The sequence below is a fragment of the Micromonospora sp. NPDC047740 genome (assembly GCF_043204735.1).
Classification (GTDB): Bacteria; Actinomycetota; Actinomycetes; order Mycobacteriales; family Micromonosporaceae; genus Micromonospora.
On record NZ_JBIDCT010000009.1, the window covers coordinates 56,251 to 81,181 of the forward strand.

At 72.3% G+C, this 24,931-nt stretch carries 24 protein-coding genes, 1 pseudogene and 1 riboswitch; of the genes and pseudogenes, 8 read left to right on the forward strand and 17 right to left on the reverse strand.

Annotated features, from left to right (window positions below):
- Positions 1-50: 50 nt before the first annotated feature.
- From paaE to paaA, 5 genes are all read right to left on the reverse strand, one after another.
- Positions 51-1,187 (reverse strand): 1,2-phenylacetyl-CoA epoxidase subunit PaaE, encoded by a 1,137-nt coding sequence (gene paaE, locus ACGF4F_RS18000; protein ID WP_393078492.1) that lies wholly within the window; start codon positions 1,185-1,187, stop codon positions 51-53.
- The gene (gene paaD / locus ACGF4F_RS18005) at positions 1,184-1,660 is read right to left on the reverse strand and encodes a 1,2-phenylacetyl-CoA epoxidase subunit PaaD (protein WP_393078495.1); all 477 of its coding nucleotides are present in this window, start codon (positions 1,658-1,660) and stop codon (positions 1,184-1,186) included. Before paaD ends, paaE begins: the two co-directional genes overlap by 4 nt.
- Positions 1,661-1,715: 55 nt before the next feature.
- Positions 1,716-2,441, reverse strand: a complete 726-nt coding sequence (gene paaC / locus ACGF4F_RS18010) for a 1,2-phenylacetyl-CoA epoxidase subunit PaaC (RefSeq protein ID WP_357434721.1) — start codon at positions 2,439-2,441, stop codon at positions 1,716-1,718.
- Between the two features lie 67 nt (positions 2,442-2,508).
- Positions 2,509-2,796 carry a 1,2-phenylacetyl-CoA epoxidase subunit PaaB gene (paaB, locus tag ACGF4F_RS18015; protein ID WP_357434720.1) on the reverse strand — a complete coding sequence of 96 codons (288 nt, stop codon included), beginning with the start codon at positions 2,794-2,796 and terminating at the stop codon, positions 2,509-2,511.
- Positions 2,797-2,872: 76 nt separating this feature from the next.
- A complete protein-coding gene (paaA, locus tag ACGF4F_RS18020; RefSeq protein WP_393078499.1) occupies positions 2,873-3,943 on the reverse strand; it encodes a 1,2-phenylacetyl-CoA epoxidase subunit PaaA in 1,071 nt (356 codons plus the stop codon).
- Positions 3,944-4,311: 368 nt separating this feature from the next.
- On the opposite strand from paaA, the gene ACGF4F_RS18025 reads away from it, so the two are divergent.
- Complete coding sequence (locus ACGF4F_RS18025; protein ID WP_357434718.1) at positions 4,312-5,265, forward strand: hypothetical protein; 954 nt, start codon at positions 4,312-4,314, stop codon at positions 5,263-5,265.
- The gene (locus tag ACGF4F_RS18030) at positions 5,265-6,209 is read left to right on the forward strand and encodes a hypothetical protein (RefSeq protein ID WP_393078502.1); all 945 of its coding nucleotides are present in this window, start codon (positions 5,265-5,267) and stop codon (positions 6,207-6,209) included. Before ACGF4F_RS18025 ends, ACGF4F_RS18030 begins: the two co-directional genes overlap by 1 nt.
- A 72-nt stretch (positions 6,210-6,281) precedes the next feature.
- Here ACGF4F_RS18030 and ACGF4F_RS18035 read toward each other — a convergent pair whose 3' ends face one another.
- From ACGF4F_RS18035 to ACGF4F_RS18045, 3 genes are read right to left on the reverse strand one after another with little or no spacing between them, the layout of a single operon-like run.
- Positions 6,282-7,133, reverse strand: a complete 852-nt coding sequence (locus tag ACGF4F_RS18035) for a menaquinone biosynthetic enzyme MqnA/MqnD family protein (protein ID WP_073834117.1) — start codon at positions 7,131-7,133, stop codon at positions 6,282-6,284.
- A gap of 33 nt (positions 7,134-7,166) precedes the next feature.
- Positions 7,167-8,534 carry an MFS transporter gene (locus tag ACGF4F_RS18040; RefSeq protein WP_393078505.1) on the reverse strand — a complete coding sequence of 456 codons (1,368 nt, stop codon included), beginning with the start codon at positions 8,532-8,534 and terminating at the stop codon, positions 7,167-7,169.
- A gap of 42 nt (positions 8,535-8,576) precedes the next feature.
- Positions 8,577-9,158, reverse strand: a complete 582-nt coding sequence (locus ACGF4F_RS18045) for an ArsR/SmtB family transcription factor (protein ID WP_393078508.1) — start codon at positions 9,156-9,158, stop codon at positions 8,577-8,579.
- A gap of 183 nt (positions 9,159-9,341) precedes the next feature.
- Here ACGF4F_RS18045 and ACGF4F_RS18050 point away from each other — a divergent pair, with 183 nt between their 5' ends.
- On the forward strand, positions 9,342-11,549 hold the full coding sequence (locus ACGF4F_RS18050) for an AAA family ATPase (RefSeq protein ID WP_357434714.1): 2,208 nt from the start codon (positions 9,342-9,344) through the stop codon (positions 11,547-11,549).
- A gap of 125 nt (positions 11,550-11,674) precedes the next feature.
- Here ACGF4F_RS18050 and ACGF4F_RS18055 read toward each other — a convergent pair whose 3' ends face one another.
- From ACGF4F_RS18055 to ACGF4F_RS18070, 4 genes are all read right to left on the reverse strand, one after another.
- Positions 11,675-12,274: a hypothetical protein gene (locus ACGF4F_RS18055; RefSeq protein WP_393078511.1), complete on the reverse strand. Its 600-nt coding sequence runs from the start codon at positions 12,272-12,274 to the stop codon at positions 11,675-11,677.
- 4 nt (positions 12,275-12,278) lie between these two features.
- Entirely contained in the window at positions 12,279-12,632 is a 354-nt protein-coding gene (locus tag ACGF4F_RS18060) for a YbaB/EbfC family nucleoid-associated protein (protein ID WP_357434712.1), read from the reverse strand.
- 9 nt (positions 12,633-12,641) lie between these two features.
- Positions 12,642-13,568 carry a WXG100 family type VII secretion target gene (locus ACGF4F_RS18065; RefSeq protein WP_357434711.1) on the reverse strand — a complete coding sequence of 309 codons (927 nt, stop codon included), beginning with the start codon at positions 13,566-13,568 and terminating at the stop codon, positions 12,642-12,644.
- A gap of 90 nt (positions 13,569-13,658) precedes the next feature.
- Entirely contained in the window at positions 13,659-13,979 is a 321-nt protein-coding gene (locus tag ACGF4F_RS18070; protein ID WP_073834123.1) for a type VII secretion target, read from the reverse strand.
- 185 nt (positions 13,980-14,164) lie between these two features.
- On the opposite strand from ACGF4F_RS18070, the gene ACGF4F_RS18075 reads away from it, so the two are divergent.
- The 3 genes from ACGF4F_RS18075 (at position 14,165) to ACGF4F_RS18085 (ending at position 16,670) form a co-directional block, all read left to right on the forward strand.
- Positions 14,165-15,052 (forward strand): ABC transporter ATP-binding protein, encoded by an 888-nt coding sequence (locus ACGF4F_RS18075; protein ID WP_393078515.1) that lies wholly within the window; start codon positions 14,165-14,167, stop codon positions 15,050-15,052.
- A gap of 12 nt (positions 15,053-15,064) precedes the next feature.
- Positions 15,065-15,802, forward strand: coding sequence for an ABC transporter permease (locus ACGF4F_RS18080; protein WP_393078518.1), 738 nt, complete (start codon positions 15,065-15,067; stop codon positions 15,800-15,802).
- Between the two features lie 94 nt (positions 15,803-15,896).
- A complete protein-coding gene (locus tag ACGF4F_RS18085; protein ID WP_357434708.1) occupies positions 15,897-16,670 on the forward strand; it encodes a VOC family protein in 774 nt (257 codons plus the stop codon).
- Positions 16,671-16,714: 44 nt separating this feature from the next.
- Here ACGF4F_RS18085 and ACGF4F_RS18090 read toward each other — a convergent pair whose 3' ends face one another.
- The 4 genes and pseudogenes from ACGF4F_RS18090 to ACGF4F_RS18105 form a co-directional block, all read right to left on the reverse strand.
- Positions 16,715-17,554, reverse strand: a complete 840-nt coding sequence (locus ACGF4F_RS18090) for an ABC transporter ATP-binding protein (RefSeq protein WP_357434707.1) — start codon at positions 17,552-17,554, stop codon at positions 16,715-16,717.
- A complete protein-coding gene (locus tag ACGF4F_RS18095; protein WP_357434787.1) occupies positions 17,551-18,639 on the reverse strand; it encodes an iron ABC transporter permease in 1,089 nt (362 codons plus the stop codon). The genes ACGF4F_RS18090 and ACGF4F_RS18095 overlap by 4 nt, the downstream gene beginning before the upstream one ends.
- Before the next feature lie 142 nt (positions 18,640-18,781).
- Positions 18,782-19,720: an ABC transporter substrate-binding protein gene (locus tag ACGF4F_RS18100; RefSeq protein ID WP_393078522.1), complete on the reverse strand. Its 939-nt coding sequence runs from the start codon at positions 19,718-19,720 to the stop codon at positions 18,782-18,784.
- 112 nt (positions 19,721-19,832) lie between these two features.
- Positions 19,833-19,926: riboswitch (cobalamin riboswitch) on the reverse strand.
- 119 nt (positions 19,927-20,045) lie between these two features.
- Positions 20,046-21,362: pseudogene (locus tag ACGF4F_RS18105) on the reverse strand (M14 family metallopeptidase); the annotation flags it as partial.
- A gap of 205 nt (positions 21,363-21,567) precedes the next feature.
- On the opposite strand from ACGF4F_RS18105, the gene ACGF4F_RS18110 reads away from it, so the two are divergent.
- The gene (locus ACGF4F_RS18110; RefSeq protein WP_393078524.1) at positions 21,568-22,905 is read left to right on the forward strand and encodes a C39 family peptidase; all 1,338 of its coding nucleotides are present in this window, start codon (positions 21,568-21,570) and stop codon (positions 22,903-22,905) included.
- Positions 22,906-22,932: 27 nt separating this feature from the next.
- Positions 22,933-24,276: a C39 family peptidase gene (locus ACGF4F_RS18115; protein ID WP_393078527.1), complete on the forward strand. Its 1,344-nt coding sequence runs from the start codon at positions 22,933-22,935 to the stop codon at positions 24,274-24,276.
- A gap of 72 nt (positions 24,277-24,348) precedes the next feature.
- Here the strand turns inward: ACGF4F_RS18115 and ACGF4F_RS18120 are convergent, their stop codons facing one another.
- A complete protein-coding gene (locus tag ACGF4F_RS18120) occupies positions 24,349-24,834 on the reverse strand; it encodes a hypothetical protein (protein WP_357434703.1) in 486 nt (161 codons plus the stop codon).
- Between the last annotated feature and the right edge of the window lie 97 nt (positions 24,835-24,931).

The window sequence follows — 24,931 nt, forward strand, 5'->3', positions numbered from 1 at the left end:
GCGTGCCGGTCCCGGATCACGGACGGACCGGCACGCGGCGTGGCGTGGCGTCAGGCGTCGTAGTCGACGGTGAGCTTGTCGGTCACCGGGCTGGACTGGCAGGTGAGGACGTAGCCGGCCGCCACCTCGTCGGGCTCCAACGCGTAGTTGCGGGCCATGGTCACCTCGCCCTCGACCACCTTGGCCTTGCAGGTCGAGCAGACCCCGCCCTTACAGGCGTACGGCAGCTCGCCGCGGACCTTCAGCGCCGCGTCCAGCACCCGCTCGTCCCGGCCCATGGTGAACCGCGACGAGCGCCCGTCCAGCACGATCGTCACCTCGGCGCCGGCGCCGGGCTCGTCGGTCAGGCGGCGGACCGGCTCCGGCGGAGCGTCGACGTGGAACAGCTCGGTGTGCACCGCCGAATCCGGCAGGCCGCGGGCAGCCAGCACCGCCTTGGCGTCCACCACCATTCCGTACGGGCCGCAGAGGAACCACTCGTCGATGGCGTCGCCGGGGACGATCGTGTCGAGCAGCCGAGTGAGCCGGTCGGCGTCGATCCGCCCGGACAGCAGCGGCGACTCGCCCAGCTCCCGGGAGAGCACGTGCACCAAGTGCAGCCGGGTGGGCCACCGGTCCTTCAGGTCGGCCAACTCCTCGGCGAACATCACCGAGTTCGCCGTGCGGTTGCCGTACACCAGGGTGAAGGTGCTGGCCGGCTCGACGGCCAGCGCGGTCGCGACCAGCGAGAGCACCGGGGTGATGCCGGAGCCGGCCACCACCGCGCCGTACCGGCGGACCCGGTCCGGCGCGAACGCCGTGGTGAAGTGCCCGAATGGGGGCAGCACCTCGACGGTGTCGCCGCCGCGCAGGGCGCCGCAGGCGTACGCGGAGAAGGCGCCGCCGGGAATCTCCCGCACCCCGATCCGCAGCCGGCCGTGCCGCGCCAACTCCGCCGGCGTCGAGCAGATCGAGTATGACCGCCGCACCTCCTCCCCGCCCTCCCCGGCCGAGCCGGTGAGCCCGCCACCGGCGGGAAGCCGGACGGTGAGGTGCTGACCGGCGGAGAACGCGAACGTCTCCCGCAGCTCCTCGGGTACGGCGAAGGTGATCGCCACGGCGTCGGCGGTGAGCCGGTCGACGGCGGCGACGGGGAGCGGGTGGAAGACCGGCCGGCGACGGACCGGTCGGGTGATCGTGACAGTCACAGCGCCTTCAGGTGGTCGAAGGGTTCGGAGCAGGAGCGGCAGCGCCAGAGGGCCTTGCACGCGGTGGAACCGAAGCGGCTGACCTGCTCGGTCTCCGGGGAGCCGCAGCGCGGGCAGCGTACGGCGAGGGTCAGCGGCACGACGGTGCCGGCGCGGGCGGGCGCGGGCGGGGCGATGCCGGCGGCGGCCAGCTTGGCGCGGCCGCTCGCCGAGATCCAGTCGGTGCTCCACGCCGGGGAGTACACGGTGCGGATCTCGGCGTCGGGGTGGCCGGTGGCGGCGAGCGCCCGGCGGATGTCCGCCCGGATCACGTCCATCGCCGGGCAGCCGGTGTAGGTGGGGGTGATGGTGACGACGAGCCGGCCGGTGGCCTTGTCCTCGTCGACCGACCGCAGGATGCCCAGCTCGTCGATGGTGACGACCCGGATCTCCGGGTCCACCACCGCCGCCACGGCCGCCCTGGGGTCACTCACCGGTGCCACCTTTCGTTCGCGACTGCGGGGCTCCGCTCCGCTGCACTCCTCGCGCTCACCACTTCGCCCCGGGATGGGCGCGGTGCAGCACCTGCATCTCGGCCAGCAGGTACGAGAGGTGTTCGGTGTGGACGCCGTCCCGGCCACCGCCCGGGGCCCAGCCGTCCGCCGGGCGGGTCAGCGTCGCCTCGGCCAGCACGGCGCAGACGTGGGCGTCGAAGTCGGCCCGCAGGGTGGCCGGGTCGACCGGCGCCCCGGGGTCCGCCGTGAAGAGCTCGTGGACGTACGGCCACACCTGGTCGACCGCGGCCTGCATCCGGCGGTGCGACTCCTCGGTGCCGTCGCCGAGCCGCCGCACCCAGAGCGAGGCGTGGTCCAGGTGGTACGCGGACTCCTTGCGGGCCTTCGCGCCGATCGCGGCCAGCCGCTCGTCGCCGCACCCGGCCAGCGCGGTGTAGAGCGGGAGCTGGTACGCGGCCAGGAAGAACAGCTTCGCCATGGTGACCGCGAAGTCGCCGTTGGGCAGCTCGACCAGGAGGCAGTTGCGAAACTCCCGGTCGCCGCGAAGGTAGGCCAGGGCGTCCTCGTCCCGCCCCGCGCCCTCGAGCTCGCCCGCGTACGTGAGCAGGAGGCGGGCCGCACCGAGCTGGTCGAGGGCGATGTTCGCCAGCGCGACGTCCTCCTCCATCTCCGGCGCGCGGGAGGTCCACTCGCCGAGCCGCTGCGCCGCGATCAGCGCGTCGTCGCCGAGGGCGAGGGCGAAGTCGAATGGGGCGCTCACGCCGCCACCTCGCTTCGCTCGGCGGCGGCGCTTCGCACCACGCTGCTGAGCCGAATGGTTCGCTCGCTCACAGGTGGGCCACCCCGTCCGGCACCTGGTAGAAGGTCGGATGGCGGTAGACCTTGTCGGCGGCCGGGTCGAAGAAGGCATCCTTCTCGTCCGGGCTGGACGCGGTGATCGCGCTCGCCGGCACCACCCAGATGGAGACGCCCTCCTGCCGGCGGGTGTAGAGGTCCCGCGCGTTGCGCAGGGCCAGCTCCGCATCGGGGGCGTGCAGGCTGCCCACGTGGGTGTGCGACAGCCCGCGCCGGGCCCGCACGAACACCTCCCAGAGCGGGGTCTGTTCCTTGCTCATGCCGCCACCTCGCTCCGCTCGGCGCCGGCATGAGGCACTTCCGCGCTGTGCTGATGACTCGCTCGCTGACGCTCGCTCATGCCGCCACCTTCTCCTTCTGCGTCTCCGCCCGCTTGGCGGCGTACGCCGCGGCGGCCTCGCGTACCCAGGCGCCCTCCTCGTGGGCGCCGCGCCGGTGCGCCATCCGCTGCCGGTTGCACGGACCGTCGCCCTTGATCACCCGCATCAGCTCGTCGTAGTCGGGCTGGCTGAAGTCGTACGCCTGCCGCTCCTCGTTCCACCGCAGGTCGGGGTCGGGGATGGTGAGCCCGAGGATCTCCGCCTGCTGCACGCACATGTCGACGAAGCGCTGGCGCAGCTCGTCGTTGGAGAAGCGCTTGATCTTCCAGGCCATCGACTGCGCGCTGTGCGTCGAGTCACCGTCGGGCGGGCCGAACATCGCCAGGGACGGATACCACCAGCGGTCCACCGCGTCCTGGGCCATCGCCTTCTGCTCCGGCGTGCCGTGGGCCAGGGTGTGCAGGATCTCGTACCCCTGGCGCTGGTGAAACGACTCCTCCTTGCAGACCCGGATCATCGCTCGCGCGTACGGACCGTAGGAGCAGCGGCACAGCGGCACCTGGTTGACGATCGCCGCGCCGTCCACCAGCCAGCCGATCGCACCCACGTCGGCCCAGGTCAGGGTCGGGTAGTTGAAGATCGAGCTGTACTTCTGCCGGCCCTCGATCAGCAGCTCCACCAGCTCGTCCCGGCTCACGCCCAGCGTCTCGGCCGCCGCGTAGAGGTAGAGGCCGTGGCCGGCCTCGTCCTGCACCTTGGCCAGCAGGATCGCCTTGCGCTTGAGCGAGGGGGCGCGACTGATCCAGTTGCCCTCCGGCTGCATGCCGATGATCTCGGAGTGCGCGTGCTGGGCGATCTGCCGGATCAGCGTCTTCCGGTACGCCTCCGGCATCCAGTCCCGCGGCTCGATCTTCTGATCGGCGTCGATCACGTCCGCGAAGTACGCCTCGAGGTCCTCGTCGGGCGCCGGACCGCCGCGTCGGGCCCGCGCCGCGGCCTCCCGCAGCGCTGCTTCCGCCGCCTCCACCTCGCCGAGCAGGCCGCCGCCCGGACCCTCCTCGGGCGGGGCGAAGTCGTTGCCATACATGAGGCCAGTGTTACAGCTCGCGACCGATGACACCAGAGGGTGTAACAGGTTTCCGGACACACCTTCCGTCACCCGATGACCGCTTACGGTCAGTGGCGCCGATCTGCCACCGCGCTGTGATGTCGGCCACGTCCAGAAGGTGAATCCTCGCAAGCACGGCACAACGGCGAATTACCCCGCCTTCACGGCGAGTTGCCACCACGCGAGTTCTGGCATCGGGCCTGTCCGGAAGTAGACTTCCCCCGGCACACCGATCGGCTGCTGACGATCGCCACCGGCTCCAGGCCACTCCCCCGGCCCCGGCGATCAGGCCGAACACATTCGGAAAAGCCGGTCCCCCCGGCCAGACATCTGGAGTTCACCCACTCATGCGACATCGCGTGATCATGGTGCTCGCCATCGTGACGGTCCTCCTCGGTGGCGTCATGCTGGTGCCCGCCGCGTACGCCCGCCTCAGTGGCGGCGACGCCATCGCCAGCCTCGGCGGCATCGGTGGCGGCGAGAAGGTCCCCGCGCCCGAGCCCACCGCGCCAGCCCTGCCGACCCTGGCCGCCGCACCGGTCTCGGTGAACTTCACGGGCGAGTTCTTCTCCTGGGCGCTGATGGATCGCAAGACCGGGGAGATCAGCGGCGCGAAGAACATGACCGAGACGAACTCGACCGAGTCGATGATCAAGGCGTGGATCGTCTCGGACTATCTGCGCCAGCTCGGCAACAAGCCGCTGACCACGCAGCGGAAGCAACAGGTTGTCACCGCCATCCGGGACAGCAACGACGTGGCCGCCGAAGCGCTGTACAACGCCGGAGGGCGGCGGCCGGTGCTGGAGCGGCTGATCAAGATGTGCAAGCTGACCGACACGACGATCGAGCCCACCCGGGCGAAGTGGGCGTACACCCAGATGTCGCCGCGCGACGCGGTGCGGATGGGCGACTGCATCGGTGACGGCACCGCCGCCGGAAAGAAGTGGACCAAGTTCGTCCTCGGCGAGATGACGAAGGTCCGCGGTGGCGTCGAGGACCAGAAGAGCACGACCGTTCAGGGTGGTCGCTGGGGCATCATCGACGGCCTGCCCGACTCGATCACGTCCCAGCATCCGGTCAGCATCAAGAACGGCTTCACCATGCTCTGGGCCGACGTCCAGTGGCACGTCAACTGCCTTGCGATCACCGACGACTGGACCCTGACCGTGATGATGCGCTACCCGCAGAAGGCCGGCCTGGAGTACGGCGCGAAGGTCTGCGCCAGTGTCGCCACCCAGCTGGTGACCCCGCAGCCCGGCGCCGCCCTGAAGGTGCCGCAGCAGCCGCTCGGGAAGCTCTGATGGCCGGCACCCGCCGCCGCCCGGGCAGCAATCACCGCCCGCTGGCCCTCGCCGCTGTCGCCGTCATCCTGGTCGGCCTGTCGCTCGTGGCGCTCCGGCTGGTGCCCGGCTCGCCGCTGCGCCCCGCCGTCGCCTCGCAGCCGGCCGCGGCGGGCGGCCGGTCCGCGGGTACGCCGACCGATCGCAACACCCGTCCCGCCCCGTCTGCCTCGCCCTCACCCTCCCCGTCCCTCGAGCCGCTGCCGTTCGCCGCGCAGGACCTCGACGACCTCGGGATCAAGGGCTGGTACGCGTGGAGTGTCCTGGACAAGCGGACCGGGAAGATCATCGGTTCGGAGAACATGGCCGAGACCAGCACCACCGCCTCGATGATCAAGTCGTGGATCGTGGCCGACTACCTGCGGCGGGCGGCCGAGAACGGGCAGACCCCGAGCGACGCGAAGCTGGCCGACGCCACGAAGATCATCCGGGACAGCGACAACACCCGCGCCGAGCAGTTCTACAACAGCGTCGGCCGGTCCGCCTCGATCAAACGCCTGATCTCGATGTGCGGGCTGACCGACAGCAAGGTCGCCAGTGACGGCGGCTGGAGCCGGACCAAACTGTCCCCACGGGACACCGCCCGGCTCGGTCTGTGCATCGACGACGGCCGGGCGGCCGGACCGAAGTGGACCAAGTGGCTGCTCAACGAGATGCGGCTGGTCCGTGGTGCCGGCGACTTCGGCATCCGCAAGGCGTTCCCGGCCAAGGTGCAGAAGACCATCGCCATCAAGAACGGCTGGATCGACCGGACCAAGGAGCAGGAGATGCACATCAACTGCCTGGCCATCGGCGACACCTGGACGATGGGCGTGATGGTCCGCTACCCGATCGGCATGGGCTACGACTACGGCATGAAGAACTGCGAGAAGATCACCGAGGCGTTGCTCCGCCCGGCCACGTAACCGCCCGTTCCTCAGCTCGCCGACGTGGCGGTGTCCCGGCTCCGGGGAGACCGCCACATCGCCGTTTCGGCGTCAGCCAAGGAAGAACTCCGGCCCGCCGGCCGGGAGGGCGGGGGCCTCACCCATCGCGGCCGCCCGGCGGGCGAACTCACGCAGCCCGGTCACCTGCCGCTCGCCCAGTGAGAAATCGAGGGTACGGAAGTAGGTGGCCAGGGTCGCCGCGTCGAACGGCTCCCAGCGGGCCGCCGCCTCGGCCACCTGGTCCAGCTCGGCCAGGCAGAGGTCGCGCGAGCGCAGAAACGCCTCGTGCACCTCCTTCACCACGCCGGGGTGGGCGGCGGCGAAGTCGCGGCGGACCGCCCAGACGGCGAACACCATCGGCAGCCCGGTCCACTCCCGCCAGGCCTGCCCGAGGTCGGTCACCTGGAGGCCCTTGCGGGGCGCCTCGTAGAGCGCGCGCAGCGCCACGTCGCCGATCAGCACACCGGCGTCGGCCTCCAGGAGCATCTGGGTCAGCTCCGGCGGGCAGCGGAAGTACTCCGGACGTACGCCGTACCGCTCGGCGAGCAGCAGCTGGGCCAGGAGCACCCCGGTACGGGAGGTCGAGCCGAGTGCGACGCGGGCACCGTCCAGCTCGGCGAGGGGCTTGGTGGAGACCACGTTGACCGAGAGCACCGGGCCGTCGCTGCCGACCGCCAGATCCGGCAGGAGCAGCAGCTCGTCGGCGTGCCGCAGGTACTCCACGTGCGAGATCGGCCCGATGTCGAGGTCACCGGCGACCAGTGCGGCGTTCAGCCGGTCCGGCGAGTCCTTGTGCAGGTCGACGTCGATCAGCGCGCCGGACCGCATCAGCCCCCAGTAGATCGGCAGGCAGTTGAGGAACTGGATGTGTCCCACCCGGGGGCGGGCGATGCGGTCGGCCATGACCCGACGTTATCGCCGCGCCGCCTCGCCGGCTCACGGGGAGGGCAGTTGAGTGGCCAACTCCGCACCGGCGGCCACCTGCCGCGCCCCGGACGCCGCCGGATCGACCGGTCCGCCTTCGGCCACGCCGCCGGGCCGGAGCGCCGATGCTTCGGCGGACCCGGCCGGGGGTACGCCGACCGGCGCCCGCGCGGCCCGGACGGCCCGGGTGACCGAGGGTAGAACCAGCGCGATCACCAGCAGCCCGGCGACACCGCAGCCGGCGACCAGGGACCGGGGCGTGGCCGCCTCGAGCAGGAGACCGCCGAGCAGGAAGCCGACCATGGAGGCACCCTGGACGGACCCGCCGAGCGCGGCGTACGCCCGGCCGCGGCTCGCCTCGGGCACCCGCCGGGCCAGCAGCACGTTGTCGAAGACGTTCGCCCCGCCGTTGCCCACACCGCCGAGCAGCCAGACCGGCACCAGCAGCAGTGCGGAGGGCACCGCGGCGGAGAGCAGGATCATCAGGCAGCATCCGGCGAGCAGGACGAGGTAGCCGACGAGCAGCCGGCGGTCGTCGACCAACCGCCGGGCCAGCCGGGCGAAGAGCCATGCCCCGACCAGGATGCCGAGCGTCCACGAGCCGGTGACCAGGCCGTACATGGTGGTGGAGCTGTGCAGGGTCTCGCGGATGAAGAAGACCTCGACCACGTTGATCGCCCCGACGGCGGCGATCACGCCGGCGATGGTGACGATCATCGCGACCAGCATCGGGTCGCCGCGCAGCCGCCAGGCGACCGCGGGCGCGGTGGATGCGCCGGGTGCCGTCGCCGGGTCCGATCGCCGGCTGCCACCCCGGCGGGTCCGGATGAGCAGCGCGGCCGCCACGAGCGCGAGGTAGCTGGCGGCGTCGAGGAGCAGCGGCAGCCGGGTGCCGAAGCCGCCCACCAGCACTCCGGCCAGGGCCGGGCCGGCCAGCGCGCCGAGCGTCCCGGCGGTCTGGTTCAGCGCGGCGGCCCGGGGCAGGTCCTCGGCCCGGACCATGGCCGGCACCAGCGCGGAGAGCACCGGCTGGGTGACCGCGAGGCCGGACGCGAGCAGCGCCACCAGCGCGATGACCAGGGCCGGGTGACTGGCGTAGGCGAGGGCGAGACAGGCGGTGGCCTGGCCGAGCCCGGCGACCACCAGCAGCAGCCTGCTGTCCACCCGGTCCGCGAGCCGGCCGGTCAGCGGAGCGAGCGCCACCAGCGGCGCGGTGGCGGCGAGCATCAGCCCGGACACCGCGAGCCCGCCCGCTCCGGCGGACTGGAGCGCCAGGGTCAGGGCGGTGGCGGCGAGGAAGTCGCCGCAGGTGGAGACGGCGCGGGAGCCGGTGACCAGCCAGACGTCGGACCAGCGCGAACGGCCAGATGCGAAGGACATATTTCGAAAATAATCCTTCACAACTGGTCGACGCAACCCCCGTCAGTCGAGGGGCAACGCCCGGTACTGCACGGCGACGCTTCGGGATCCGGCGGGCGGGTTGGCCCGCAGCCGCCGCCGGTACGGCTCGATCAACCGCTGGATCGCGTTGTTGAGTTCGGTCAGTTCCTCGGCGGTGAGCTGCAGCAGGCTGTCGCTGAACCAGGCCGCCTCGTACCACTCGCGCGGCTCGTCAGGGGCGCGCTGGATCCAGTCCCGGACGCGCTGGCTGTCCCGAGCCATATGGGCCTCCACCAGGGCCGCCTCGGCGGCGCGGGCCTCCGAGTCGGCGTCCGGGCCCGATTCGATGTAGTACGAAGGGCTGAACGCCTGCCAGACCCGCTCCCGGGCGTCGCCACGGCTGGGGGCTTCCTCGATCAGCCCGTACTTCGCCAGCTCCCGCAGGTGGTAACTGGTCGCGCTCGGGGAGAGGCCGGCGATCTGGGCGCACTCGGTGGCGGTCGCACCGCCCTCCACCGTGCTGAGATGTTCCATGATCGCCATACGGGCGGGGTGGGCGAGGGCCCGCATCACCTGCGGGTCGCTGATCGTCACCCGGCGCTGTTCGGGGCGCTCCTCGGTCATGCCCCCATGATCCCGCGCCGGGCACGACCCGACGAAATTCAGTTGCCCGCCACCCCGGTCGGAGTAAGCTGCTCTGTCCCGCCCGACGGCCGAGGTGAGTAGCACCGCAGCGGACGTCCCCGCGCCGACCCGTGGTCGGAAACGCGAGCGGCAGCGTTTTTCCCCGTGACGAGGAGTACGTGGATGACCCTGCACGCCCCCGAACAGACCCTGGACCTCGAACTCGCCGCCGAACGCGCCCACCTGGAGACCTCCAGGGCGGCACTACGCCGGATGCGGGAGCGGGCAGAGGCACTCTTCGCCACCGGCGACAAGGTCGCCGGTGACGCCTACACCGCCGAGCAGTTGGGCCGCCACATGGCCCGGCGGGTCAAGGAACTGGCCGACGACCCCACCACGCCCCTCTTCTTCGGCCGGCTCGACTTCGGCGGGACGGCCGACAGCCGGCACAGCGGCGGAACCGCCGACAGCCGGCACAGCGGCGACGCCGAGCCCGACGACATCGTCGGGGTGTACCACGTCGGGCGCCGGCACGTGACCGACGACCTCGGCGAGCCGCTGGTGCTGGACTGGCGAGCCCCGGTCTCCCGGTCGTTCTACCGGGCCAGTGCCCGTGACCCACAGGGGGTCGCCGTCCGACGCCGCTTCGGGTTCAGCTCCGGCCTGCTGACCAGCTTCGAGGACGAGCACCTGGACCGGGGGGAGGAACTGGGCACGGCCAGCCGGATCCTCACCGCCGAGATCGAGCGTCCCCGCGTCGGCCCGATGCGGGACATCGTCGCCACCATCCAGCCCGAGCAGGACGAACTGGTCCGGGCCGACCTGGCCGACTCGATCTGCGTGCAGGGCGCGCCCGGCACCGGAAAGACGGCGGTCGGGCTGCACCGCGCCGCGTACCTGCTCTACCTGCACCGGGAACGGCTACGCCGGTCCGGAGTGCTAATCGTCGGGCCCAACCGGGCGTTCCTGTCGTACATCGCCGCGGTGCTGCCGGCGCTCGGCGAGGTCGAGGTCGAGCAGGCCACGGTGGAGGACCTGGTCGCCCGGGTGCCGGTACGCGCGGTCGACGATCCCGCCGTCGCCACCGTCAAGCACGACGCCCGGATGGCCGAGGTGCTCCGCCGCGCGGTCGACGCCCACATCGGTACGCCCACCGAGCCGATCATGGTGTCGGACGGCTCGTTCCGCTGGCGGATCGGCCTCGACCCGCTGCACCGGGTGGTCGAGGAGACCCGCCGGGAGGGGCTGCCGTACGCGACCGGCCGGGAGCGCGTCCGGGCCCGGGTGGTGGGGCTGCTGCAACGCCAGGCCGAGGCCCGCCGGGCGGAGTCACCCAGCGACGCCTGGCTGCGCCGGATGGGCAAGGCCCAGCCGGTCACCGCCTTCCTCGACGCGGTCTGGCCGGCGCTCACCCCGGACGGGCTGCTGCACCGGCTCTGGTCCGACGCCGAATTCCTCGCCACGGCGGCCGACGGCCTACTCGACGCCGACGAGCAGGCCCTGCTGCTCGGGCACGCAGGCCCCGGCGGGCGACCGGACCCGGCAGACGCCGAAACAGGAGATGCCGGCGCGGGCGGGCCGCAGCGCGCAGGCACCGACCGGCGGCGCGGCTCGGCGGCCACCGGGACAAAGCTGGGCCGTACCCCGAAGGCGACGAAGTGGACGGCCGCCGACGCGGTCCTGATCGACGAGGCGGCCGGGCTGATCGAACGGCCGGCCGGCTTCGGGCACGTGGTGGTCGACGAGGCGCAGGACCTGTCCCCGATGCAGTGCCGGGCCATCGCCCGGCGCAGCGAGCACGGCTCGATCACCCTGCTCGGCGACCTGGCCCAGGGCACCGCGCCCTGGGCCGCCACGGACTGGCGGGAGTCCCTGACCCACCTGGGCAAGCCGGACGCCACCGTGGTGCCGCTCAGCGTCGGCTTCCGGGTGCCGGCGGCGGTCGTCGCGTTCGCCAACCGGCTGCTGCCGGCGCTCGCGGTCGACGTACCCGCGGCCGAGTCGCTGCGCCGCGACGGGACGCTGGACGTGCGTACGGTCGAGGACCTGACAGCGGCGACGGTGGCCGAGGTGCACGCGGCGCTCGGGCACGACGGTTCGGTCGGCGTGATCGCCGCCGACGACGCGGTGGACCGGCTCCGCGCGGCGCTCTCCGGCGCGGGCGTCGAGACCGCGACCGCCGACGACGTGGAGACCGCGGCGCGCGTCACCGTGGTCCCGGCGACCCTGGTCAAGGGCCTGGAGTACGACCACGTCGTGGTGGTCGAGCCGGCCGCGATCGTGGCGGCCGAGCCGCGGGGCCTGCACCGCCTCTACGTGGTGCTGACCCGGGCGGTGTCCCGGCTGGCGGTGCTGCACCACGACCCACTGCCCGCTCCCCTGGCCGGCTGACGGCGGCTGGGCCCGTCGCCCGACCGCAAGCAAGAGCACCTGTATCCGGGATGTAGTGGCCTCCCGGACTCCAGTAGGCCACTACATCCCGGTTCGAGCGCGATCTTGGGGACGGCGACGGCGGCTCAGCCCGAGAGGGCGGCGGCGAGGGCGCGGAGCGGGCGGCCGGATTCGGCGATCGGCACGGTGAAGGCGAGCCACGAGCCGTCCGTGAAGTCGATGCGTAGCCGCTTCGGGTTGAGCCGGTGCCAGCCCACCCGGGCCGACGCCACCTCGGCGCGCGACGCCGACCAGGCGACCCGGGTCTCGGCCAGGGCGCGCTCGTCGTCCCCCCGGCTGGCGAGCAGCTTCAGCGGACCGGTGACGCAGACCAGCATCCGCCGGTCGGTGACGGCGAGCAGGGTGTGCCGCACCGCCCCGTCCGGCCGGGCCGGGTGCACCGCGTGGTGCAGCCGGGAGGCGGCGGAGCCGGGGGCGCCGCGGCCGGCGATCCCCCAGGCGATCACGTCCACCAGTCGGTCGCCGCGGTCCCAGGTGGCCAGCGGGGCGAGCACGTTGAGCAGCACCGAGCCGACGGTCGCCCGGCCGGAGACCTCGGGTGCGCCCGGGTCGCGCGGCGGGGCCGGCGTGGCCCCGTTGGCGACCTCGGCCTTCGCGGATGTCAGCACCCGCTCGCCCGGATCGGCGAGCTGACCGATCCGGTCGCGGTACCTGGTCTCCTCCATCGGCTCAGTACCGGTCGTAGCCGTAGTCGTCGGCGGCCGGGCGCGGCGCGGCCGGCGCGTTGCCCATCACCTCGCCGACGATCTCGCGGACCCGGGCGGCGGCGGCCTCCTGGGCACGGTTCGCGGCGGCGGTGAACTCCTCCGCGAGGGTGTAGGAGTCGAAGCGCATGGCCCGGGCGTTGATCTCGGTCGAGAGGATCTTGCCGTCGGCGGCCGCGGTGACCGTGACCAGGCCGGAGTCGCTCACCCCCTCGGCGCTGCTCTGCTCCAGCTCGGCCATCCGCGCGCCGAGTTCGCGCTGCCACCCGTCGAGGTTGCGGGCCAGCGCCTCGATCCGGTCCAGGGCGGGGAAGGTCATGGCTGCCTCTCAGTTGACGATCGAGTCGAAGACATTCTGGACGCCCTTGGTATACGGGCCCAGGTCCTCCTTGTAGGTGCCGTCCACCAGGTAGTTGCGGTCCTTGTGCCCGTCCGAGATGTCGTGCAGGCCGACGCCGGTGTCCAGCAGGGTGCCGCCGATGCCGGGGATGTTCACCGGGGATGCCTGGTTGATGGCGAACTTGCCGGGGAACAGGATGGCGGCGCGTTTCATCTTGAACGCGAACGCCTCCTTGGTGTAGCCGGACTTGTTCCACGCCTTGTACGCCTTCTTGGCCTTGCGCAGCTCCATCACCAGCTTGCGGTAGCGGGTGAGCAGCTCGGCGACCTTCTCCAGCTTGGTCACCAGCTTGGTGAGGATCTCGGCGAACCGCGCGACGATCTTGACCATGCGGCCGACCGTGGTGGCCAGCCGGGCCAGCACCCGGACCACCGTGGCGGCCAGCGTCACGCCCGCGCTGAGCACGGCGGCCACCGCGGCGATGATGACCTCGGTCAGGAACCAGAGCAGGAACTCCAGGATCAGCTCGACCAGGAGGTTGAACGCCTCGACCGCCGCGTTCGCCGCATCGACCAGCACCTCCTTCGTGCCGTCCAGCCCCTTGGCCAGCTCCTCGATCGCCTGCTCGACGGACTCCATCGAGGCATGGAACTTCTCCGCCGCGTCGCCGTCCCAGGCGCCGCGCAGCCGGGCCCGGTCGGCGATCTGGTCGCCGGCGATCTGCCGCACCGCCTCGCCCGTGGTCAGGGCGAGCTGGGCCGCCTGCATCAGGTCGTCCGGCTCACCGGCGACCAGTTCCAGCAGCTGCTCGAACGGCCACAGGACGGCCTGGGAGAGCGGCTTGAACGGGTCGGGGGTGCCCGACACGACCTGCTCGAAGTAGGTCTTGTTGCGCTGCAGCGCCTCGGTGCTCATGCGCCCACCTCGCTCCGCTCGGCGGCCGCATGAGGCACCACGGCACTGCGCCTGATGATTCGCTCGCTCCGCTCGCTCATGCCATCCCCCTCAGGCGCCCGGCACGAACATGTCGTTGGTCGCCACATCGGTCCCGGTGTACGCGTCGGCCGTGTCGCTCATCCCCTCGGCGATGTCGGCCATCGTCTCCGCGCCCTCCTCCAGCCCCTGCAGGCACGCCTCGAACTGCTCGGCGTACGCGGCCGCGAGACTGAAGGACGCCGGCATGATCCCGAAGGCGTGCCGGGGCACGTGCCCGTCGCGGAAGACCCGGGCCAACTCGTTGAACCGGGTCGCCCGGCCCCGGCTGGCTGCGGCGAAGGCCTTCAGCGCCTCCGGTTGGACGTCCAGGTTCTTGCTCGGACTCGTCACTGACCCTCCCCAGTGTCCAGTCGGCACGCGTCCGTCGTCGCCATGGCGAAGCGGCCGACGGGATTACCACAGTAGGTGATGCGCCGGATCCGTCGTCGCCCCGTCCCAGGGGGCGGCGGGGACTGGCGCCGGCGCGCTACACATGGGGCGGCACAGCTGTCGCCCGCACCCCCGAGGAGTTCTCGATGATCCTGGCCCGCGCCGACCAGGTCAGCCGCCGCTACGGCGAGGTGCTGGCCCTGGACCAGGTCGACCTGACCGTCCACGCCGGTGAGCTGGTCGGCCTGCTCGGCCCGAACGGCGCCGGCAAGAGCACCCTGATCAACCTGCTGGTCGGGCTGCGCCGGCCCACGTCCGGCCGGGTGGAGCTGTTCGGCGGCGACCCGCGCGACCCGGCGAGCCGGCGGCAGCTCGGGGTGACCCCGCAGGAGACCGGCCTGCCCGGCACGTTGCGGGTCGGCGAGGTGGTCGACTTCGTCTCCGCGCACTTCCCCGACCCGATCCCCCGGGGCGAACTGCTCGACCGGTTCGGCCTCGCCGACCAGGTGAAACGGCAGACCGGCGGACTCTCCGGCGGGCAGCGCCGCCGGCTCGCCGTGGCCCTCGCGTTCGTCGGCCGCCCCCGGCTGGTCGTCCTAGACGAGCCGACCACCGGGCTGGACGTCGAGGCGCGGCACACGCTCTGGGAGGCGATCCGCAGCTTCCACGCCGACGGCGGCACCGTGCTGCTCAGCAGCCACTACCTGGAGGAGGTGGAGGCCCTCGCCCAGCGGGTGGTGGTGATCGGCCAGGGCCGGGTGCTCGCGGACGACACGGTCGAGGCGATCCGGGGCATCGTCGGCGTACGCCGGGTCAGCCTGGTCGCCGACGACCTGCCGCCGCTGCCCGGGGTGGTCGCCACCGAGCACACCGACGGGCGTACCCACCTGCTCACCACGGACGCCGACCAACTCGTCCGCGACCTGGTCGCCGCCGGCGTGGCGTTCCGCGACCTGGAGGTGCGGCCCACCTCCTTGGAGGAGGCGTTCCTCGCCATCACCACCGGCGACCGGCCCGCGCCCGCCACCGTCTGAGGAGAAGATCTCGTGCCGCTCGCCCTGGTCCACGCCCGTTACCAGCTTCTCGAGACCGTCCGGATCCCGGTCGCCATCTTCGGCAGCGCGTTCTTCCCAGCCGCCGCGATGCTCTTCTTCGTGGTGCCGTTCGCCGGTGACGACCCGGCCGGGGCCACCTACGCCACCTGCGCCATGGTCACCTTCGCGGTGATGAGCGCCAACATCTTCCAGTACGGGATCGGCGTCGCCGAGGACCGCGACCAGCCGTGGAACCCGTACACCCGGACGCTGCCGGCCGGTCCGGGGCCGCGCCTCGCCGGCCGGATCCTGGCCGGCCTGGCGCTCACCTACCTGTCCATGCTCCCGGTGGTGGTGATCGCGGCGGTGGCCACGGCGGCCCGGGTCACCCCGGCGGAGTTCCTGCTCGGTGCCGCCGGGGTCGCGGTGATCTCGGTGCCGTTCACCCTGCTCGGGCTGGCCATCGGCTACTCGCTGCCGAGCAAGGCGGCGATCGTGGTCGCCCAGCTCATCTTCTTCCCCCTCGCCTTCGGCGGCGGCCTGCTCTCCGGCCCGGACGACGCGCCCAGCTTCATCAAGGCGATCGCCCCCTACCTGCCCACCCGGGGCGCGGTGGAGCTGATGTGGGCGGCGGTCACCGACTGGCGGCCGAACCTGGTCTCCGTGGCCATGCTCGGCGTCTGGATCGTGGTGCTGGCCGGGGTCGCCGGATGGGCGTACCGGCGGGACGAGGGACGGCGCTTCACCTGACCTCTTGTCCGATTCCGGCCCGGGGGGCGGCGGGACGGTGCCACGATGCCGGCAGGGTGTGCCAGCGGGGCCGCCCCCGGCGAGAGGGGTCAGCGTGAGCGGCGTCGAGCCCGGCACGCCCTGCTGGACCGACCTGGCCACGCCTGGGCTGGAGGACGCGAAGCGGTTCTACCCGGAGCTGTTCGGCTGGACCGGCCGCGTCTCCCCGGAGCCGACGGCCGGCGGCTACACGATCTTCCTCAAGGATGGGCGGGCGGTCGCCGCGGCGGGCCCGCCGGCCGCCCCGGACCAGGTGCCGATCTGGTCGACGTACGTGGCGACCGACGACGCCGATCTGGTGGCCACCCGGGTGGAGGCGGCCGGCGGACAGGTGGTGGTCGCCCCGTTCGACGTCCTCGACCAGGGCCGGATGGCGGTCCTCTCCGACCCGGCGGGCGCGGTGTTCAGCGTCTGGCAGCCGATGGCGATGCGCGGCGCGGAGCTGTTCAACGCTCCCGGGGCGATGTGCTGGAACGAGTTGGTCACTCCCGACCCGGAGGGCGCGCGGGACTTCTACGCGCTGGTCTTCGGCTGGCACGCGGAGGAGCAGCCGACGCAGCCCGCCCCCTACACGGGCTGGCGGTGTGGTGCCCGGATCGTCGCGGGCATGACGCCACCGCTGGAGGAGCTGCCGGCCGACCTGCCCGCGTACTGGTCGGTGTGGTTCGCGGTGGCGGACGCCGAGGCCACCGCCGCCCGTGCCGCCGAGCTGGGCGGCACGGTCCTGGTCCCGCCCCGGGACACCCCGCGGGGCCGCCTCGCCGCCCTCCGCGACCCCGAGGGCGCCCTCTTCTCCGTCCTCACCCTACGTCCCCACCACACTGGTTGATCATGTCGTGCGCGACCCCGACGGGCTGCGGCAACAACCTCTGATCAACCTGCCAGGGGCCGGGGGCGGACCGGGACGACGAGCGGGCCGTGGTCGCCCTGGATGACGCGGACGTGGGCGCGGTAGTGGGTGGCGAGCAGGTCCTCGGTGAGCACCTCCCGAGGTGGGCCGGCCGCGGCCACCCGGCCGTCGGCGAGCAGGACCAGCCGGTCGGCGTACTCGCCGGCCACGGAGAGGTCGTGCATGGTGGCGAGCACGGTCAGGCCGTGCTCGCGGCGGAGCCGGTCGACCAGCTCCAGCACCTCCTGCTGGTGGCCGATGTCCAGCGCGCTGGTCGGCTCGTCCAGCAGCAGTAGGGTGGCGCCCTGCGCCAGGGCACGGGCCAGGAAGACCCGCTGCCGCTCCCCACCGGAGAGGGTGGCCAGCTCCCGGTGCCCGAACGCGCCGAGGTCGAGCCCGTCCAGCACCTCGTGCACGGCGGCCAGGTCGGCGGTCGACTCCCGGCCCAGCGGCGGGATGTACGGGGTTCGCCCGAGCAGCACGTAGTCGAACACCGACATGCCGGCCGGCACCACCGGGGACTGCGCCACCGTGGCGACGACCCGGGCCCGGTCGCGGCGGCGGAGGGACTGGATCGGCGTACCGAACAGGGCGACCGCGCCCGGCGCGGGCAGCAGGCCGCCGACGGCGCGCAGCAGGGTCGACTTGCCGGCGCCGTTCGGGCCGATGACGGTGACCCACTCGCCCGCCGCGACGGTCAGGTCCACGCCCGCCAGGATCGACGTCCCGCCCAGGTCGACGTGCAGGTCGCGCACCTCGACGGCGCTCGTCGTCGTGGCGCTCCGCGCGCTCAGCTGACGATGCGCTCGCGGACGCGCGCTCATGTGAACACCCGGCGGGAGGTGCGCAGGACCAGGACGAAGAACGGGCCGCCGAGCAGCGCGGTGACCACGCCGATCGGCAGCTCGGCGGGGGCGGCGACGGTCCGGGCGGCCACGTCGGTCAGCGCCAGGAAGGCCCCGCCGAAGAGCATCGACAGCGGCAGGATCACCCGGTAGCTGGAGCCGGCCAGCAGGCGTACGGTGTGCGGCACGATGATGCCGACGAAGCCGATCAGCCCGGAGGCGGAGACCGCGGCGGCGGTGCCCAGCGACGCGGCGGCGATCAGCAGGTAGCGCGAGCGCCGCGGGTGCAGCCCCAGGCTGGTGGCCTCGTCGTCGCCGACGGAGAGCACGTCCAGCTCCCGCCGGTGCAGCAGCACCACCACCGCGGTGAGCACGAAGTACGGCAGCACCAGCCGGACGTCCTGCCAGCCGGCGGTGGCCAGCCGTCCGAGCAGCCACGAGTAGACCTGCTGGATGCTCTCGGCGTGGCGTTGCAGCAGGTAGGTCTGCCCGGCGGCGAGGAACGCGGACACCGCCACCCCGGCCAGGATCAGCGTGGCGGGCGACCGGTCGCGCCCGCCGGCCGCGCCGAGGAGGTAGGTCATGGCCACCGCGCCGAGCGAGCCGACGAACGCGGCGAGCGGGATGGTCAGCGGCATGCCGCTCAGCGCCCCGCCCGCCCCGACGCCGAGCGCGATCACCGTGGTCACCGCGAGCCCGGCGCCGGCCGCCACGCCCAGCAAATACGGGTCGGCCAGCGGGTTGCGGAAGACGCCCTGGTAGCAGCCGCCGGCCAGGGCCAGCAGCGCGCCGACCAGCAGGCCGAGCACGGCCCGCGGCAGCCGCAGCTCGGTGACGATGGCGATCTCCCGCTCGGTGAGCCCGCTGTCCAGGTGCACCCCGGGCAGCAGGTTGAGCAGTTCGGCGGCGACGCTGCCGGGCGGCAGGCTGACCGGGCCCAGCGACACCCCGGCCACCAGCGCGACCAGCACCGCCCCGAGGCCGGCGAACAGCCATCGTTTCCGTAGCCCGGCCGGCCGGACCGGGGCACCGGGCCCGGCCGCGGCGCGCCGATGACCGGGCAGCGCCCCGCCGGCCCGCCCGGGGCCGGTGCGGGTGGCCGGCGCGGTCGCTGAGTCGGTCGGGGACCCGCCGGACGGCCGGGACGCGTTGGGCGTCCCGGCCGCCGGGCCGGCGGAATCCGCTGGTCGCACGGTCACCGGTGGGTCACGCCGGAACCTTGGCGGTGGCGTCGACGATCGCCCGGACCAGGTCGACCACGCGCGGGCCCCAGCGCGAGGCGATGTCGTCGTCGAGGGCGACGATCTGGTTGTTCTTCACCGCGGTCACCCCGGCCCAGCCGCTGCGGGCCTTGACGGTCTCCGGGGACTGCTGGCAGCACTTGGTGTCGGACAGGAAGACGAAGTCGGGGTTCGCCTTGACGATGACCTCCTGGGACAACTGCGGGTAGCCGCCCTTGGCGCCGTCGGCGTCCGACGGGTCGGCGATGTTCTCCAGACCAGCGAGGGCGTAGATCGAGCCGATGAAGGTCTTGCTGGTCGCGGTGTACAGCTCCGGGCCCAGCTCGTGGTAGTAGGTGAGCTTCTTCGCCCGCTGCGGCAGGTCCTTGGTGAGCGCGGCGATGTCGTCCTTCATCTTCTTGGTGACGTCCGCCGCCTCGGAGGCGTGGCCGGTCAGCGTACCCAGGTCGGTGATCTGCTGGTACGTGTCGTCGAGCGTGGCGGCGGCCGGGGTGAGCAGCACCGGGATCTTCAGCGTGGTGAGCTGGTCGACGATCTTGTTGATGTCGTTGGAGAGCACCACCAGGTCGGGGTTCTTGCCGGCGATCGCCTCGGCGTTCGGCTGGAAGCCGGACAGGTCGCTCTTCGGCGCCTCCGGCGGGTAGTTCGACTGGTCGTCGACGGCGACGACCTGCTTGCCGGCCCCGATGGCGAAGAGCATCTCGGTTGCGCTCGGCGAGAGCGAGACGATCTTCTCCGGGCGCTTCTCCAGGGTCAGCTTGCCGACGGTGGCCGGGAACGCGGCAGCCGCGGAGCGGCCGCCGGCGGCCGGGGTGTCGGTCGAGGTCTTCTCGGCGCAGCCGCCGAGGAGGAGCGCGCCGACCGCGAGGGCGGTGGCGAAGAGCCGGGGGGTACGTCTGGACATTGGTCCTCCTGTCGGTCGAGGAGCTGGTGCTTCGCCGACAGGACCGCCTGGGCTCGCCCGTCCGCGAGGCGCCCTTCCTCGAGAGCGCGTGTCGCGACCGTGCCGCAGGCGACCTGGCTCGTCCCCGCAGTTGTCAGCGCCGGCCGGTGGGCCGACGCCGCGTGCGGGGCATCACAGTTGCGGGACAGCGCCGGTTTCGCACCGGCTTCGCTGCGGGTTGGTCGGTGCCACGGTAGCGCATGACCAGCGGAGATCGTCCGGACGGGAGGGGTGGGTGGGGGCTCCGCCGGGGGTGCCTCGGAGCCCCCACCCGCGAGTCGCGTCAGCAGTACTGGGTCTGCTTGCCGATCGCCCGGTACGGGCAGTCGGCGTACTCGGACAGCAGCAGCACGGCCTCCTTGTTCCGGGAGGTCTGCGCGGGGATCACCTCGTCGGGCGGGTAGAAGCCGCCGCCGGAGGCCGATCCCGGGTACATCTCGAAGGTGTACGCCCAGATCCGGTGCGCACCCCACATCCAGTCGATGCTGGTGCCGTCGGCGATGTACAGATCGCTGGACTGCTCCGGCGTGTAGCCGTTGCTGGAGGCCATCTGCCGGCCGATGGTGGCGAAGGTGTTGTACTGGTCGGCGGTCATCCCGCTGGGGGTGTTCGCGGTGGTGTAGCCGAAGGGCCAGAGCACCAACTGCGAGTAGGTGTGGAAGTCGATGTTGGCTTTGAGCTGCTGCACCCCGCCGACCACCCGGCTGTTGACGAAGTTGCGCAGCGCCTGCGTCTCCGGTGCGGAGAAGGCGGACGGGCCGCGGTAGGTCTCCGACGAGGTGGAGCCGGAGGAGCCACCGCAGCAGCCCCACTGGTACGACCAGTTCCGGTTCAGGTCGGTGCCGACGTACGACGAGCCACTGTTGGGCTGCCGGTTCTTCCGCCAGGACCGGTACGAGCCGGTGGCGATGTCGTACTCACTGCCGTCGGGGTTCAGCGTCGGGACGATCCAGATCTCCCGGGAGTTGACGATGTTGGTGATCCGGGAATCGGTGCCGTAGTTGTCGGTGAAGAGGTCGAGCAGGTAGATCGCCATCTCGACGGTCAGGTGCTCGCGGGCGTGCTGCTGGGCGTTGAAGAGGATCTCCGGCTCGTTCTCGTCCGTGCCGACGTTGTCGGAGATCTTCACCGCCATCAGGTCCCGGCCCTGATACGAGGTGCCGATGCTGAGCTTGCGGGCGATGGCCGGATGGTCGGCGACCACCTTGTTCACCACGGCGGTCAACTCGGCGTAGTCGTGGTAGTTGGAATCGGCGGGCGGGAAGGCGTAGGCGGTCGCCCCGGCGGCGGGGGCCGGAGCGACGTCCTTGTCGAGCCGGAAGCCGAGCCGGGTGATCGCGGCGGCTTCCGCGCTGGTCGCGGTGACGTGCAGGACGCCGTGTTCGGAGTAGTCGATCGCCGCGCCGGTGCGCGCGACGGCGTTCCGGTCGGCGAGCGTACGCGGACCGAGCACGCGGTAGCCGACGGCGGCCGGCTCGCTGGACCGGTCCGGGGTGGGCCGGGCGGCGGCCGGACCGGTGGTGACGGTGACGGTGACGAGGGCCAGGCCGACGGCGGCGGCGAGGGCCAGCCGGCGGCGGAACAGGGGCGTGCGGAACGCCATGGACAACCTCCTCGGGGTACGGAGATCCCGCGTCCGCACACTTCAGCAGGAGTCACATGGTCATATCAATATCCGTCGTTGCATTAACCCCATCCCGACCGGATCCTCATTCCGGCAATGATTTTCCATCCTTTGACCTCTGGCGAAAGTTCCCTCCAGGCGCGACAGTGAACGGCAACGATGCCCGTTTCCCTGGGGAGCTGCCATGGCCATGAGACCCCTGCGCGCGGCCGCCGTCGCCGGTGTCACCGCGCTCGCCATCCTCGGCACCACCAGTCCCGCCGGGGCCGCGAAGCCGGCCACCGGGACCACCACGGCCACCCACGACGAACAGATCACCTGGCAGGGCTGGTCCGGCGCGGCCTGGTCGGCCGGCGCCACCGCCGGCACCACGGTCACCGCCGCCGGCCTCGCGCTGGGCACCCCGGTCGGCACCGTCCAGTACAAGGACCCGCACCGCAGCGTCCGGCGCAGCTGGGCGTACGGGACCTGGACGTCGCCGCTGACCGAGGTCGGCTTCGGGGCCACCGAGCTGGTCGCCTCCTGGAACGCGGACACCCCCGCCGGCACCTGGCTCCAGGTCGAACTCCAGGGCACCTACACCACCGGCGTCCGCACCCCCTGGTACGTCATGGGTCGCTGGGCCTCGGGCGACGCCGACATGACGCGGACCAGCGTCGACCGGCAGGGCGACCGGACCTCCAGCATCTGGACGGACACCTTCGCCATCAACAACCCGGGCGCCGGGGTGCTGCTGCGGGCGTACCAGCTCCGGCTGACGCTCTACCGGGACCCGGCCGGGACCGCCTCACCCGTGGTCCGGTCGGTGGGCGCGATGAGCTCGACCGTGCCGGACCGGTTCACGGTCACCCCGAGCCCCGGCCACATCGCGTGGGGCACCGAGCTGGCCGTGCCGCGCTACTCGCAGAACATCCACGCCGGCCAGTACCCGCAGTACGGCGGCGGCGGTGAAGCCTGGTGCTCGCCCACCTCCACGGAGATGGTGGTCGAGTACTGGGGCCGCCGGCCGTCCCCGGCCGACACGTCCTGGGTGGACCCGAGCTACGCCGACCCCACCGTCGACCACGCCGCCCGGATGACCTACGACGCCCAGTACGGCGGCACCGGCAACTGGCCGTTCAACACCGCGTACGCGGCCACCTTCCCCGGGCTGGAGGCGAAGGTGACCCGGCTGCACTCGCTCGACGAGATCGAGCACTTCATCGCCGCCGGCATCCCCGTGGTGACCAGCCAGTCCTTCCTCGCCAGCGAGCTGGACGGGGCGGGCTACGGCACTGCCGGCCACCTCATGGTGGTGATCGGCTTCACCGCCACCGGCGACGTCATCGCCAACGACCCGGCCTCGCCCAGCGACGACGCCGTCCGCCACGTCTACCGGCGGGACCAGTTCGAGCAGATCTGGCTCCGGACCAAGCGGACCACCGCCAACGGCGGCACCGCCACCGGCTCCGGCGGCGTCGTCTACCTGATCAAGCCGACCACCGTGGCCTGGCCCTCGGTGGCCGGTTCCACCAACTGGTGATTTCCCCTACCCACCCATGGAGATGACATGATCAGACCCGCTCTACGCGCGGCGGTCGCCCTCGCCGGCGTCGCCGCGCTCAGCCTCCTCGGCACCGCCGTGCCCGCCCACGCGGACAACAACCTTCCCGTGGTCGCCCACGACGAGCAGATCACCTTCCAGGACTGGTCGAAGTACCCGGACTGGCGCACCGGCACCCACCAGGGCACGCACGCCATCCCCGGCCACCGCACCGGGATCACCATGGGCGAGCCGGTCGGCACCGTCCCGTACACCGACAAGCACACCGGTGCCACCAGCACCTGGGAGTACGCCACCTGGACCTCGCCGGAGCGGCAGATCGGCTTCGACGCCACCGAGCTGGTCGCCTCGTGGAACGCGGAGACCCCGGCCGGCACCTGGATCCAGGTCGAGCTGCACGGCACGTACAACACCGGCCAGCAGACCCCCTGGTACGTGATGGGCCGCTGGGCCTCCGGGGACCAGGACATCAAGCGGACCACGCTGGACGGCCAGGGCGACCCCTGGTCGACCATCTGGACCGACACCTTCTCCATCGACGACGCCAAGAAGGATGTGTTGCTCCGGTCGTACCAGCTCCGGCTGACCCTTTACCGGGCGCCGGGGCAGGCCGCCTCGCCGCGGGTCTGGATGCTGGGCGCGATGAGCTCCAACGTGCCGGACCGGTTCACCGTCACGCCGAGCAAGGGCGGGATCGCCTGGGGCACCGAGCTGCCGGTGCCCGCCCGTTCCCAGATGATCCACCGGGGCAACTACCCGGAGTGGGGCGGCGGCGGCCAGGTCTGGTGCAGCCCGACGTCGACCACGATGGTGCTGGAGTACTACGGCAAGAGGCCCTCGACTGAGGACATGTCCTGGATCACCGCCGGCTACACCGACCCGCAGGTCGCCTACGCCGCCCGCATGACCTGGGACTTCGAGTACGAGGGCGCGGGCAACTGGCCGTTCAACACCGCGTACGCAGCCAGCTTCCCGGGCATCGACGCCAAGGTCACCCGACTGCACTCGCTGGACGAGGTGGAGCGCTTCATCAAGGCCGGCATCCCGGTCATCACCTCGCAGTCCTTCCTCGGCACCGAGCTGGACGGATCGAACTACGGCACCTCCGGGCACCTGTTCGTGATCGTCGGCTTCACCGCCGACGGTGACGTGATCGTCAACGACCCCGCGTCGTCCTCGAACGACGCGGTGCGCAACGTCTACAAGCGGGCGCAGTTCGAGCAGATCTGGCTGCGTACCAAGCGGTACCGGGCGAACGGCACGGTGGCCGGCGGCTCGGGCGGCATCGCCTACCTGATCAAGCCGGCGAACCGGGCCTGGCCGGTCGTGCCGGGCTCGACCAACTGGTGACGGGACGGGCCCGGCATCGTCCCGCTCGGGACGGTGCCGGGCCCGTCGGTACGGTCCTGGGGCCGCCCGGTGCTACGCGGACGGCGCGAACGAGGCGGGCGGGGTCGACGGCCGGGCCGCCTGGCGGCGGCGACGGATCGCCCGCACGATGATCACCACCCACACCACCAGGGCGATCACGCCGCCCAGGGTGAGGCCGGTGACCAGCAGGTACGTCGACCCGCCGGTGGTGGAGAAGACGCCCGCGCGGGCGCCCGTGTCGCGGGCCGGGGCGGTGGCGCCGACGGTCAGCCCGTCCGGCGCGTCGTAGAGGATCACATCGGTGCGCTGGGCGCCGCCCTCCGTGGCGACGAAGTCTCCGCGCCACTCGCAGTTGCGCCGGCCGCACTCCTCGTTCACCGCGGTGAACGTGCCCGGCGTTCCGCCACCGTTCTTCGCCTGCCAGGTCGGGGCGAGGTCGGTGGCGCCCATCATCAGTCCGATGGCGGCGATGACCGGCAGACCGATCCAGACGAAGACCTTGGTCCGCCACCCGTTGATCGTGTTCAGCAAACTCACAGCGGCCGACCTTAGCGGCGCCGCCGCCATCCTGCTGCCCCGTTTCCCGGGCCGCACGGCCCGGCCGGTGACCGAGGCCGCGGTCGCGGCCCGGCCG